11 protein-coding genes and 1 pseudogene are annotated in these 12094 nt (G+C 63.2%); 8 read left to right on the top strand and 4 right to left on the bottom strand.

The annotated features are described in order from the left end of the window. Positions 1-142: 142 nt before the first annotated feature. The 3 genes and pseudogenes from L2I46_RS07280 to L2I46_RS07270 form a co-directional block, all read right to left on the bottom strand. Positions 143-1234, bottom strand: a pseudogene (locus L2I46_RS07280) (AbgT family transporter); the annotation flags it as partial. Between the two features lie 123 nt (positions 1235-1357). Next, positions 1358-2803 (bottom strand): M20 family metallopeptidase, encoded by a 1446-nt coding sequence (locus tag L2I46_RS07275; protein WP_072420272.1) that lies wholly within the window; start codon positions 2801-2803, stop codon positions 1358-1360. Continuing rightward, positions 2803-4113: a M20 family metallo-hydrolase gene (locus L2I46_RS07270; protein ID WP_236947686.1), complete on the bottom strand. Its 1311-nt coding sequence runs from the start codon at positions 4111-4113 to the stop codon at positions 2803-2805. The genes L2I46_RS07275 and L2I46_RS07270 overlap by 1 nt, the downstream gene beginning before the upstream one ends. A 166-nt stretch (positions 4114-4279) precedes the next feature. Between L2I46_RS07270 and L2I46_RS07265 the strand changes: the two genes are divergently transcribed. Both L2I46_RS07265 and smrA read left to right on the top strand, forming a co-directional pair. Then, on the top strand, positions 4280-5188 hold the full coding sequence (locus L2I46_RS07265; RefSeq protein ID WP_044522727.1) for a LysR family transcriptional regulator: 909 nt from the start codon (positions 4280-4282) through the stop codon (positions 5186-5188). 101 nt (positions 5189-5289) lie between these two features. Next, positions 5290-5853, top strand: a complete 564-nt coding sequence (smrA, locus tag L2I46_RS07260; protein WP_032452707.1) for a DNA endonuclease SmrA — start codon at positions 5290-5292, stop codon at positions 5851-5853. On the opposite strand, the gene L2I46_RS07255 is transcribed toward smrA, so the two are convergent. Beyond that, positions 5850-6656 (bottom strand): IclR family transcriptional regulator domain-containing protein, encoded by an 807-nt coding sequence (locus tag L2I46_RS07255; protein ID WP_023289513.1) that lies wholly within the window; start codon positions 6654-6656, stop codon positions 5850-5852. The genes smrA and L2I46_RS07255 overlap by 4 nt on opposite strands. Positions 6657-6825: 169 nt before the next feature. Here L2I46_RS07255 and L2I46_RS07250 point away from each other — a divergent pair, with 169 nt between their 5' ends. Genes L2I46_RS07250 through pcaC form a run of 6 tightly spaced genes read left to right on the top strand, consistent with a single transcriptional unit; the run spans position 6826 to position 11890 of the window. Further along, positions 6826-7512 carry a 3-oxoacid CoA-transferase subunit A gene (locus L2I46_RS07250; RefSeq protein ID WP_023289514.1) on the top strand — a complete coding sequence of 229 codons (687 nt, stop codon included), beginning with the start codon at positions 6826-6828 and terminating at the stop codon, positions 7510-7512. A gap of 10 nt (positions 7513-7522) precedes the next feature. Further along, complete coding sequence (locus tag L2I46_RS07245) at positions 7523-8179, top strand: 3-oxoacid CoA-transferase subunit B (protein ID WP_065805655.1); 657 nt, start codon at positions 7523-7525, stop codon at positions 8177-8179. Between the two features lie 10 nt (positions 8180-8189). After that, positions 8190-9392, top strand: coding sequence for a 3-oxoadipyl-CoA thiolase (pcaF, locus tag L2I46_RS07240; protein ID WP_048297434.1), 1203 nt, complete (start codon positions 8190-8192; stop codon positions 9390-9392). 9 nt (positions 9393-9401) lie between these two features. After that, positions 9402-10754 (top strand): 3-carboxy-cis,cis-muconate cycloisomerase, encoded by a 1353-nt coding sequence (locus tag L2I46_RS07235; RefSeq protein WP_236947684.1) that lies wholly within the window; start codon positions 9402-9404, stop codon positions 10752-10754. After that, positions 10744-11511, top strand: a complete 768-nt coding sequence (gene pcaD / locus L2I46_RS07230) for a 3-oxoadipate enol-lactonase (protein ID WP_236947717.1) — start codon at positions 10744-10746, stop codon at positions 11509-11511. Before L2I46_RS07235 ends, pcaD begins: the two co-directional genes overlap by 11 nt. Further along, positions 11501-11890, top strand: coding sequence for a 4-carboxymuconolactone decarboxylase (gene pcaC / locus L2I46_RS07225; protein WP_023289519.1), 390 nt, complete (start codon positions 11501-11503; stop codon positions 11888-11890). Before pcaD ends, pcaC begins: the two co-directional genes overlap by 11 nt. Positions 11891-12094 lie beyond the last annotated feature (204 nt).

The following is a 12094-nucleotide window of genomic DNA, read 5'->3' as shown; positions in this document are numbered from 1 at the left end:
ACTGTGGGGTGCTGTGTGGGGTGCTGATAACAACATAATGGGTTAAAACGGGTGAAAATAGCCTAAAATATAACTGTCTCGATATCCAGTATATTTTTATATATGACTGATATTATTATATATATTTTATAGGGTCTGATTTATGGCTACGATTGAACATCGCCACGAACTGCGCCAGCGGGAAGACCATCACGATAAAACCGGCCATCTCTTTCATCGGCTCAATCATCAGCTGCGGCAGATCGGCCTGGCGGCGAATTTTGCCGGTGGCGATGCCGTAAGCCAGCGACACGACAAAGAAGAAAAAGATGATCAGCGGCACGATGCCTTTGATAAACGGCGAGGGCATGACCGTGTGCTGAACCGGATCGCGAAGAATGCCGTTTTCCGGAACCACCATCAGGGCGATGACCGCCACGAACGCCAGCGTCGCCACGCCGGCGATGCGCAGGCCGAAACGCTCCTCGGCGGTCAGGGTCTGCAGCTTGTCATCACGACTGCCTTGCCATTGGCCCAGCCGCGGCTCCACCAGCTTGTCAGTGATCAAACCGCCGACGAGGGTCAGGAGGATCACCGAGGTCGCCATAAAGTACCAGTTATCGATCACGCTGACGTGCAGAGAGGCATCGATGGATTTGGCCGCCTCGGTGCTGATCCCGGAGAGCAGCACGTCGGTGGTGACGATCAGTAAATTGGCGGTAAAGCCGCAGCCCACGCCGGCAATGGCCGCCAGCAGGCCGGCGACCGGATGCCGACCGACGGCGAGAAACATCAGCGCCCCCAGCGGCGGCATGATCACCAGCGCGGCGTCCGAAGAGATATGGCTGAAAAAGGCGATAAACAGCACCATATAGCTGGCATAACGGGCGCTAACGTGGGAGGCCATCTTCACCATCAGCGCGGGCAACAGGCCCACCCGCTCGGCAAAGCCGGCGCCCAGCACCAGGGCGAGGATCGCCCCCAGCGGCGCGAAACCGCTGAAGTTTTTAATCACGTTCGGTAGAAACCAGTGCAACCCTTCCACGCTGAGCAGGTTTTTGACCACCACCCGCGACCCGTCCGCAGGATTTTGGACCCCGACGTTGAAGGCGGAGAGTATCGCCGTGGCGGCGATCAGCGCCACGATAAGATAGATAAACAGCAAAAACGGGTGCGGGACCTTATTACCGATCTTCTCTACCCAGCCATAGCGCTTTCCGGCGGGGGAAGGCGACGGTATGGATGACATACTCATGGGCGTTCCTCTGTTGTCGTTGTTGTGTTAGGCAGGCCTGCTCCCGTACTGCCGGCGGTTATTATGGTCGGTGCGTGCCGCGATGCCGGTCAGCGTCTGTCAGGAGCGGTCTGGTCTGTATGGTTAGCGTAAAACCGACGGCCTCACCTCCGTCGGGATCGGGCAGCGGTAGGGATGTTCGGCCAGCGCTTGCCTGAGCTCTCGCTGGCTGGCCTCCAGCAGCGCGCGGTCGCTGAATAAGCGGATCGCCGTCGCCGCGAGGACTTTCCCCGCCAGCAGCATCCCTTTATGGGCGATGGCGGTGCGTCCCTGGCTCACCAGCTGCCAGCTGTGCAACGGGGTACCCACCGCGAAGCAGGGGCTGAAGCACTGGGCCACCGGCGCTTTCCAGCTGACGTCGCCGACGTCGGTGGAGCCGGCGAGGAGCGTATCCGTGGCCGCCCACGGCGCCACCTCATCAATCAGCAGCGTGTCGCGGTGGCGACGAGCGAAGGTTTTCCCCGCCTCGCCGCCGGTGCCGGCGATATTGTTCAGGCTGTTATTGATATCGTTGTCGCTGAGCGTGGCGCGGATCGCCGCGGCAAAGGCGCGCTCGTCGTCGCTCCATGCCGGCGTGCCGTAATGGCATACCGCCTGGTACATCGCCGCTTCGAGCGTGCGGTTGGGCAGATAGCCCGAGCAGGCTTTTTCAAAGCGGCAGCTGACGTGGGTCTCGGTCATCAGCGCGGCCCCCTGGGCAATCTTCTCAATGCGGGCGAAAATCTGTTCCACGTCGGCCATCTCCGGCGCGCGGATCAGATACAGCACTTCCGCCTGGGCCTGGACGACGTTGGGCGAGACGCCGCCGGTATCGGTAATGGCGTAATGAACCCGCGCCTTCTCGATAATATGTTCATTCAGGAAGTTGCTGCCGGTGGTCATCAGGGTGACCGCGTCCAGGGCGCTTCGCCCCAGGTGCGGCGAATTGGCGGCGTGGGCGGCGGTGCCGGTAAAGCGCCACGCCGCCTGAATGTTGGCGAGGGTGCGGGTGCTGAACATCCCGGCCCAGGCCTCTGGATGCCAGGTGAGGGCCGCATCGACGTCATCAAACAGCCCTTCGCGCACCATAAAGGTTTTGCCCGAGCCGCCTTCTTCCCCCGGGCAACCGTAGAAGCGCAGGGTGCCTGCGCCGCCGTGCTGCTGCAGCCATTTTTTAGCGGCCACCGCCGCGGCGAAAGCCGCCGTCCCGAGCAGATTGTGCCCGCAGCCGTGACCGTTGCCCCCCGGCGTCGACGATGTCGGCTCCGCGCAGTGGGCCTGCTGGCTAAGACCCGCCAGGGCGTCAAACTCGCCCAGCAGGGCAATAACCGGTTGGCCCTCGCCGACGCTGGCGATAAAAGCATTGGGGATCCCGCCGGCATCCCGGGTAAGCTGAAAACCTTCCGCTTCCAGGGCGTCCGCCAGCCGGCGGGCGGACCAGAACTCCTCAAAGCGCGTCTCCGGGTGATCCCAGATGTCATCGGCGATAGCGCAATATGTCTCGCGGCTTGCCTCAATCACCTCGTCCACAAACTGAAAGATGGGTTCCATCACACCCCCCGCTGCCAGGGAAAGTTAAGCGCGACGCGCGCCAGGGTGTCGACCGCGACCGTCATTACGCTCTCGTCGAAGTCAAACTTCTCGTTGTGGTGACCGGCGCTCAGTTCGGTGCCGAATATCATGTACGAGGCGAGGCCGCCGCGCGCCTGGACCCGGGCCATCATCAGGGTGGCGTCTTCCGATCCCGCCGGGGCGGCGATGCGATCCACCGCCTGCTGCACGCCGGACACAAGGGCGGCCTGTTCGCGCAGGTACGCCACCCACGCCGGCGACGGGGCGCTGGCGGTGGCCGCGCCCATCATGCGTAACTCGTACCCGGCTTGATGCATCGCCGCGGCCCCGGCGATGACGTGCTGCGCCCGATCAAAAACATACTGATTGATGGCTTCGCTTTCGCCGCGGGTTTCCACTTTTAACAGGGCCGAAGAGGGCACCACGTTGCGTCCGGTGCCAGCCTGCATCACCCCAACGTTGACCCGCGACGCGCCGGCGCTGTGCGGTGGGATGGCGTGCAGAGCAAGGGCGGCCTGGGCGGCGGCGAGCAGCGCGTTGTGCCCATCTTCAGGCTTACCGCCGGCATGGGCGGCCACGCCGCTAAAATGCACATCGAATTTGGTGGTGGCCATAAAGTTGTCTCCCCCGCACACCACGGTGCCGACCGGAACGCCGATGCCGATATGGATGGCGGTGAAATAGTCCACCTCGTCCACCACGCCGGCGGCCACCATCGCGCGGGCGCCGCGGGTACCCTCTTCAGCAGGCTGGAAAATCAGTTTAATGACCCCGTTGAGCTGGGCTGCATACTGCTTGAGCACATGCGCCAGACCCAGCCCGATGGCGGTATGCCCATCGTGGCCGCAGGCGTGCATCATGCCGGCGTTGCAGGAGGCAAAATGGTCGCGATGGGGGCGGTGGCTGTCATCGTGCTGCTCATTGAGGTCGAGGGCATCCATGTCGACGCGAAAGGCCAGGGTTGGGCCGGGACGACCGGTGTCGAGCGTCGCCACCACGCCGGCGAACCCGCCTTCAAACGCCGGCAACCAGCGTTCCGGCGCCCCTTGCTCGCGGGCGCGCTCGAAAGCCTGGGTCAGGGTCTCCTCATCCGGCAGCCCCATCCGGCTGTCGGCATCGATGACGTCACGCCCCAGCGCCAGCTGGTAGCCGAGTCCGTCGAGGATCTCCGCCACCTTGCTGGCGGTGCGAAACTCCAGCCAGCCGGATTCAGCGTGCAGGTGAAAATCGCGGCGCCATTGGGTCATGGCTGGCGCCAGCTGGCGCAGGTATTCATCAAGTTGCGGCATAGCTTATCCTGTCATAAGTAAAAAATGTGACGGCGTTCACGATGTGATAGCTTTTGTTTATCACTGACGCGCTACAGGCCTTAACGCTCTTAACCTGCCACAGCCTGATGGATTACAGTAGATGTCATTTTCTTCCGTCTGATAAACAACAGTTATCACCAAAAACATGGCATTTCAGATTAAATTTCATCAAATTCGCGCCTTCGTCGAGGTGGCCCGGGAAGGGAGTATTCGCGGCGCCAGCCGCTCGCTGGCGGTCTCGCAGCCGGCCCTGACCAAAGCGATTAAAGAGCTGGAGGAGGGGCTTTCCGCTCAGCTGTTCGTCCGCCGCCGCCAGGGGGTGGCGCTGACTGACGATGGCGAAAGTTTTTATCAACATGCGAGCCTGATCCTCGAGGAGCTGCGGGCGGCGCAGGATGAACTGCTGCAGCGCCAGGGAGAGCAGGCCGGGCAGATCAATATTGGCCTTGGCGCCAGCGTCGCCCGGTCGCTGATGCCGTCGGTGATCTGCCGCTTTCATCAGCAGCATCCGCAGGTGAAGGTGCGGATCATGGAGGGCCAGCTGCTGGCGATGATCAATGAGCTGCGCCAGGGGGAGCTGGATTTCACCATCAACACCTACTATCCCGGGCCGTACGACCATGAGTTCAGCTTTGAAAAACTGTTTGAGAAACCGTTCGCGGTCTTCGCCCGCGCGGGGCATCCGGCGGCGCAGGCCACCTCGCTGGTGGAGCTGATGGATCACCACTGGACCATGCCGACGCCGCGCGGCAGCTACTTTAAACAGCTGCAGGACCGGTTTAATCAGGCCGGACTGGCGCCAAAGGTGGATATTGTGTGCGAGACCTTCTCGTCGTGCATCAGCCTGGTGGTGAAAAGCGATTTTCTCAGTATCCTGCCGGTGGAGCTCGGCAACGATCCGATGATGGCGGACAAACTGATGATGATCCCCGTCCGTGAAGCGTTGCCGACGGCGGCCTATTTTCTGATCCAGCGGCGCGACACCCGGCAGACGCCGCTAACGGCGTCATTAATCACCCTGTTTCGCCGCCAGAGTCGACAATTGTTTCCTTAACCGCCCGTCGCGCTCACTTTGCCAGCAGACGGGGCTAAACGCGTTGAGGGGGGAGCGCGAGGCGGCTATAGTAGCTGGCGACAGCCGCTGGAGGAGAGCCCATGAACCTTGATGACAAATCCCTGTTTCTTGACGCCATGGAAGATGTCCAGCCCCTGAAACGTAACAATGACGTGCACTGGCATCCCGGGCGCAACAGTCGCGCCCCGCAGCGCGTCGACACCCTGCAACTGGATAATTTTCTCACTACCGGCTATCTCGATATCGTACCGCTCGCCACGCCGCTGGAGTTTAAGCGCGAAGGGCTGCAGAGCGGTGTGCTGGATAAGCTACGGCGGGGGAAATACAGCCAGCAGGCGAGCCTCTCCCTGCTGCGCCAGCCGGTGGAACAGTGCCGGCAGATGCTCTTCGCCTTTATGGTGCAGGCGCAGAAAGAGGGGTTACGCAATGTGCTGATCGTTCACGGCAAAGGCCGCGACGACCAGTCCCATGCCAATATCATCCGCAGCTATCTGGCGCGGTGGCTGGAAGAGCTGCCGGAGGTGCAGGCCTTCTGCGCCGCGCTACCACATCATGGCGGTAGCGGCGCCTGCTATGTCGCGCTGCGTAAATCGGCCGAAGCGAAGCAGGAGACCTGGGAGCGGCACGCCAAGCGCAGCCGTTAGCGCAGCAGCAGCGTCAGCTCGCGGGCGGCTTTTTGCAGCTCCGGCAGCACGCGGTCGATCATCTCGCGGGCCGACATCTGGCCCGCATGCACCCCGACGTTCAGCGCCGCCTGCGCCTGCCCCTGGGCGTTAAACAGCGGTACCGCGAGGGAGCGCAGGCCCATCTCCAGCTCCTGATCGTTGAGGGCATACCCCTGCTGATGCACCCGTTTCAGCTCGGCGCGCAGCTTCGCCACCGAATCCACCGTCTGCGGGGTATAGCGGATCATGGTTACCCTGGCCAGCATGTCGTTGAGCTTCTCCTCCGGCTGATGGCTGAGCAGCACCCGACCCATCGAGGTCGCCCACGCCGGAAGGCGGCTGCCGATATCGAGGTCGATGGTCATGATCCGCGAGCTGGAAGCGCGGGCGATATACAGGATATCGTCCCCGTCGAGGGTGGCGATGGAGCAGGACTCATTGAGCATTTCGCTCAGATGCCGCAGCACCGGCTGCGCCGAACGCGCCAGCGGCGTCGAGGCCAGCCAGGCGTGACCCAGGGCCAGGATCCGCGGCCGCAGCTGAAAATGCTTACCGTCTTCGGCATAAACGAACCCCAGCTTGCTCAGGGTATACAGGCAGCGGCGCACCGCTGCGCGCGGAATGCCGGTCTTCTGACTGATCTGTGAGATAGACAGCAGGGGCCGCTGCGGCGTGAATGCCTGAATCACCTCCAGGCCGCGCGCCAGCGAGGCCATGAAGTTAGGATCGCCCTTAAACGGATCGCCGTCGCCGGTCAGTAAATCGTCTGGATGCTTGTCCATTTCTGTTCCCCATATTTGCCATCGATCACATTCTTTCGCTAAAGATAACCGATGTTCGATTATCGCACCATATTTCGATTATCGCCCTTGACCGACATCGTTAAGCGGGTCACATTTTGTGCGAACAACGAATAAAAGTGCGATTACCGCACATCACTGGAGCGACCTGATGATTGATAAAAGCGTATCGACGCTGAGCGAGGCCATCGCCGGGATCCACGACGGGGCGACTATTATGATCGGCGGCTTTGGTCCCGCCGGCCAGCCGACCTTTCTGATTGACGCCCTGATTGACCAGGGCGCCCGCGACCTGACCATCATTAACAACAACGCCGGCAACGGCGAAGTGGGGCTCGCGGCGCTGCTTAAGGCTGGCCGGGTGCGCAAAATGATCTGCTCCTTCCCGCGCCAGGTCGATTCCCAGATTTTCGATGACCTCTATCGCCGCGGCAAAGTGGAGCTGGAGCTGGTGCCGCAGGGCAACCTCGCGGCGCGTATCCAGGCCGCCGGCGCCGGGCTGGGCGCGGTGTTTACCCCCACCGGCTACGGCACGCCGCTGGCGGAAGGCAAGGAGACACGGGAAATCGACGGCCGCCACTATGTGCTGGAGTATCCGATCAAAGCCGATTTCGCGCTGATTAAAGCCCACCAGGGCGACCGCTGGGGCAACCTGGTGTATCGCAAGGCAGCGCGCAACTTTGGCCCGATTATGGCGACGGCGGCGAAAACCACCATCGTTGAAGTCTCGCAGCTGGTGTCGCTGGGCGACCTCGACCCGGAACACATCATCACCCCCGGCATTTTCGTCCAGCGCGTGTTCTCGCTGGAAAACCTGACTGCCGCACAACGCGCCTGAGGAGCCCGAGATGCAAAAACTGACCCGTGACGAAATGGCCCAGCGCGTGGCCCGCGATATCCCCGAAGGCGCTTACGTTAACCTCGGCATTGGCCTGCCGACCCGGATTGCCAACTACCTGCCTGCCGACAAAGAGGTGTTCCTGCACAGCGAGAACGGCCTGCTGGGCATGGGGCCGAAGCCGCAGCCCGGAGAAGAAGATCCCGAGCTGATCAATGCCGGTAAAGAGTACGTCACCCTCCTGCAGGGCGGCTGCTATTTCCACCATGGCGACTCCTTCGCCATGATGCGCGGCGGCCATCTCGATATCTGCGTGCTGGGGGCCTATCAGGTCTCCGCCAGCGGCGATCTCGCCAACTGGAGCACCGGCGCGCCGGACGCCATCCCGGCGGTCGGCGGGGCGATGGATCTGGCCATCGGCGCTCGCCAGGTGTTTGTGATGATGGACCATCTGACCCGCGACGGCGAGTGCAAGCTGGTGGAACAGTGCAGCTACCCGCTGACCGGCGTCGGCTGCGTGAGCCGGATCTATACCGACCTGGCGGTGATCGACATTACCGGCCGCGGCCCGGTGGTGCGGGAAATCTTTAACGGTCTCTCTTTTGAAGAGCTGCAGCGCATCACTCCGGTGACGCTGACCTTTGAACAACTGGCGGAAAGCGCGTAAGGAACCTATGATGAATCAGGCATTTATCTGTGATGCGGTGCGTACACCCTTTGGCCGTTTTGGTGGTACCCTGGCGACGATGCGCGCTGACGACCTGGCGGCGCTACCGCTGAAAGCGCTGCTGGAGCGTAACCCGGGACTGGATCCTTCGCGCATTGACGATGTGATCTTTGGCTGCGCCAACCAGGCCGGGGAAGACAACCGCAACGTGGCGCGGATGGCGCTGCTGCTGGCCGGGCTGCCGGAGAGCGTGCCCGGCAGCACCATCAACCGCCTGTGCGGCTCCAGCCTCGATGCGATCGGCGTCGCGGCGCGGGCGATTAAAAGCGGGGAGACGCAGCTGATGATCGCCGGCGGCGTGGAGAGTATGTCCCGGGCGCCGTTTGTGATGGGTAAAGCGGAGAGCGCCTTTAGCCGCAGCATGCAGATGGAGGATACCACCATCGGCTGGCGCTTTATTAACCCGCAGATGAAAGCCCTGTACGGCGTGCATTCCATGCCGGAGACGGCGGAAAATGTCGCCGATGAGTTTGCCATTTCCCGCGCCGATCAGGATGCGTTCGCCTTACGCAGTCAACTGCGCACCGCCGCGGCCCAGGAGGCTGGGCGTTTTGCCGATGAGCTGATCGCCGTCCAGGTGCCGCAGCGTAAAGGCGAGCCGCTGCGGTTTAGCCGCGATGAACACCCGCGCAGCACCTCGCTGGAGGCGCTGGCGAAACTGCGCGGCGTGGTGCGCGCCGACGGCAGCGTCACCGCCGGCAACGCCTCAGGCGTTAACGATGGCGCCTGCGCGCTGCTGCTGGCCAGCGAAACTGCGCTGGCGGCCAACGATCTTCAGCCGCTGGCCCGGGTGGTCGGCGTGGCGACGGCGGGGGTGGCGCCGCGCATTATGGGCTTTGGCCCGGCGCCGGCGGTGCGGAAGGTGCTGGCGCAGACCGGTCTGACGTTAGCCCAGATGGACGTGATCGAGCTGAATGAAGCCTTCGCCGCCCAGGCGCTGGCGGTGACCCGCGATTTGGGCTTACCGGACGATGCCGCCCATGTGAACCCCAACGGCGGGGCGATCGCCCTGGGGCATCCGCTCGGCGCCTCCGGCGGCCGCCTGGCGATGACCGCAGCTTACCAGCTGAAACGGACCGGCGGCCGCTACGCGCTGTGCACCATGTGCATCGGCGTCGGGCAGGGGATCGCCCTGATTATTGAACGTGTTTAAGGAGCCAGAATGAGTTTGTTGACCCCGATGCTGCGCAGCAGTCCGCTCACCGACTGGTTCAGCGACGCGCAGCGGGTGCAGGGCATGCTGGATTTTGAAGCGGCGCTGGCCCAGGCGCAGGCCGCCTGCGGGATGGTGCCGGCAGCGGCGGTCGGGCCGATTGTCGCGGCCTGCCGCCACGAGGCGATCGATTTTACCGCCCTGGGCGAGGCGGCTGTGGGGTCGGGTAATCTGGCGATCCCGCTGGTGAAACAGCTGACGGCCCAGGTAAAAGCGCGGGATCCAAACGCCGCGCGCTACGTTCACTGGGGCGCCACCAGTCAGGATGCTATCGACACCGGGCTGGTGCTCCAGCTGCGCGGGGCGCTGGATGCCGCCGAGCAACTGCTTGAGCGACTGTTGGCGGCCCTCGCCGGGCAGGCCGACCGTCATTGCCACAGCGTGATGCCGGGCCGGACCTGGATGCAGCATGCGCTGCCGGTGACCTTTGGTCTGAAGCTGGCGGGCACTCTCGACGCGCTGCTGCGCTGGCAGCAGCGGCTGCGGGAGATGCGTCCGCGTCTGCTGGTGCTGCAGTTCGGCGGCGCCGCGGGGACCCTGGACGCGCTGAAAGCGCAAGGACCGGCGGTTGGCCAGGCGCTGGCGCAGAACCTCGGTCTGTCGCTGCCGGATACCCCGTGGCACAGCCAGCGCGATCGGCTGCTGGAGGCAGGCGCCTGGTTCGCTGGCGTCTGCGGCACCCTGGGGAAATTCGCTAACGACTTCTCCCTGCTGATGCAGACCGAAGTGGCTGAGGTGGGCGAGCCGGTAGCGGAAGGGCGCGGCGGCTCGTCGACGATGCCGCATAAGCGCAATCCGGTGGCCTGCGCGGCGATCCTGACCGCCGCCCAGCGCACCCCGGGTCTGATGGCCACCCTCTACGCCTGCCAGATTCAGCAGCACGAGCGGGCGCTGGGCGGCTGGCAGGCGGAGTGGGAGACCCTGCCGGAGCTGATTACCCTGGTGGGCGGGGCGCTGGCGCAAAGCGAGGCGCTGGTGCGCGACATGCAGGTCTTTCCGCAAAAGATGCGTGCCGACCTCGATATCACCCACGGGCTGATCATGGCTGAGGCGGTGACCCTGGCGCTGGCGGAATGCATCGGCAAAGCTGAGGCGCACCATCATATTGAGGCGCTGTGCCGTCAGGCGCTGGACCGCCACCGCCCGCTGGTCGATCTGCTCGCGGCAGACCCGCAGGTTAGTCAGTATCTCTCCCGCGAACGCTTAACCACGCTGCTGGACCCGGCAACGGCGACCGGCAGCGCCGAACGCTTTGTGCGCCAGGTGCTGGCGCGTTATCAGGAGCAACATGATGAATCTTGATTATCAACTCGATGGACCGGAAGGTGCTCCGGTTATCGTTCTCTCCAACTCGCTGGGTACCACCCGGGCGATGTGGCAGCCGCAGACAGAGGCGTTAACCGCCCATTTCCGGGTGCTGCGCTACGACACCCACGGCCACGGTAAAACGACGAAAAATGGCAAAGTGACCCTCGCCCAGCTGGGGGAAGATGTGATTGCGCTGCTCGATCATCTGAATATCGACCGCGCCTGGTTCTGCGGGATCTCGATGGGCGGTCTGACCGGTCTGTGGCTGGGCCGCTTTGCGCCAGAGCGTTTTTATGGTCTGGCCGTCGCGAACACCGCGGCGCGCATCGGCGATCAGGCCAGCTGGCTGTCGCGGGCGCGGGCGGTACGCCAGGAGGGAATGGCGGTGGTGGCCGCCGGGGCGGCGGATCGCTGGTTCACCCACGCGTTTCGCCAGAAGGCGCCGGAGGTGGTGGAGGCCCTGTGTCACCAGCTGACCCATACCGACGCCGAAGGCTATGCCGCCTGCTGTGAGGCGCTGGCCGCCGCCGACCTGCGGGGCGAAGTAGGGCAGATCCCGCTGCCGACGTTAATCATTGCCGGTGAAAGTGACCCTGTCACCACGGTCGGTGACGCTAATTTCCTGCAGCAGCAGATCCCCGCCTCCCAGGTGGTAGTTCTGCCGGCATCGCATCTGTCAAACATTGAGGCGGCGAATAGCTTTACTTCAGCGCTGCTGAGCTTTTTCCAGGGAGAACGCCATGGAGGATAAACAGCGCTATCAGGACGGGTTGGCGGTGCGGCGCAAAGTACTGGGCGACGCCCACGTCGACCGTACGCTGCAGCATCTGACGCCGTTGAACGAAGAGTTTCAGGACTTTATCACCCGCTACGCCTGGGGTGAGACCTGGACCCGTCCGGGGCTCGACCACCACACCCGCAGTATGATCACCATTGCCATGCTGATTGCTCTCAATCGCGAGGCGGAGCTGAAGATGCATCTGCGCGCGTCGTTTAACAACGGGGTGACCCGCGATGAGCTGAAAGAGTTGATCATGCACTCTGCGCTGTACTGCGGACTGCCGGCGGCCAATGCCACGATGCATCTGGCGCAGCAGGTGTTTGACGACATTGACGCCGCGCAGGGTTGAGTCGTCGTCCAGGTCGGATTGCCCGGCAGTCGTTGTCGGCCGGGTAAGGAACAGACGCCACCCGGCGGAAATGCCGCTACGTTATCCTTATTTCTCACCCTCCTGCGGCGCGACGGCTGGGGCATCGTCCCGGTCGACCCGAGGGTCAGCATCAACCCGGGAAAGGGAATTATTGTTCTTTTTCAGCATTCAAGGGACGACTTG

The organism is Klebsiella sp. 2019SCSN059 (genome assembly GCF_021739525.1).
Classification (GTDB): Bacteria; Pseudomonadota; Gammaproteobacteria; order Enterobacterales; family Enterobacteriaceae; genus Klebsiella; species Klebsiella quasipneumoniae.
This window is presented reverse-complemented; position numbering and strand designations above follow the sequence as displayed.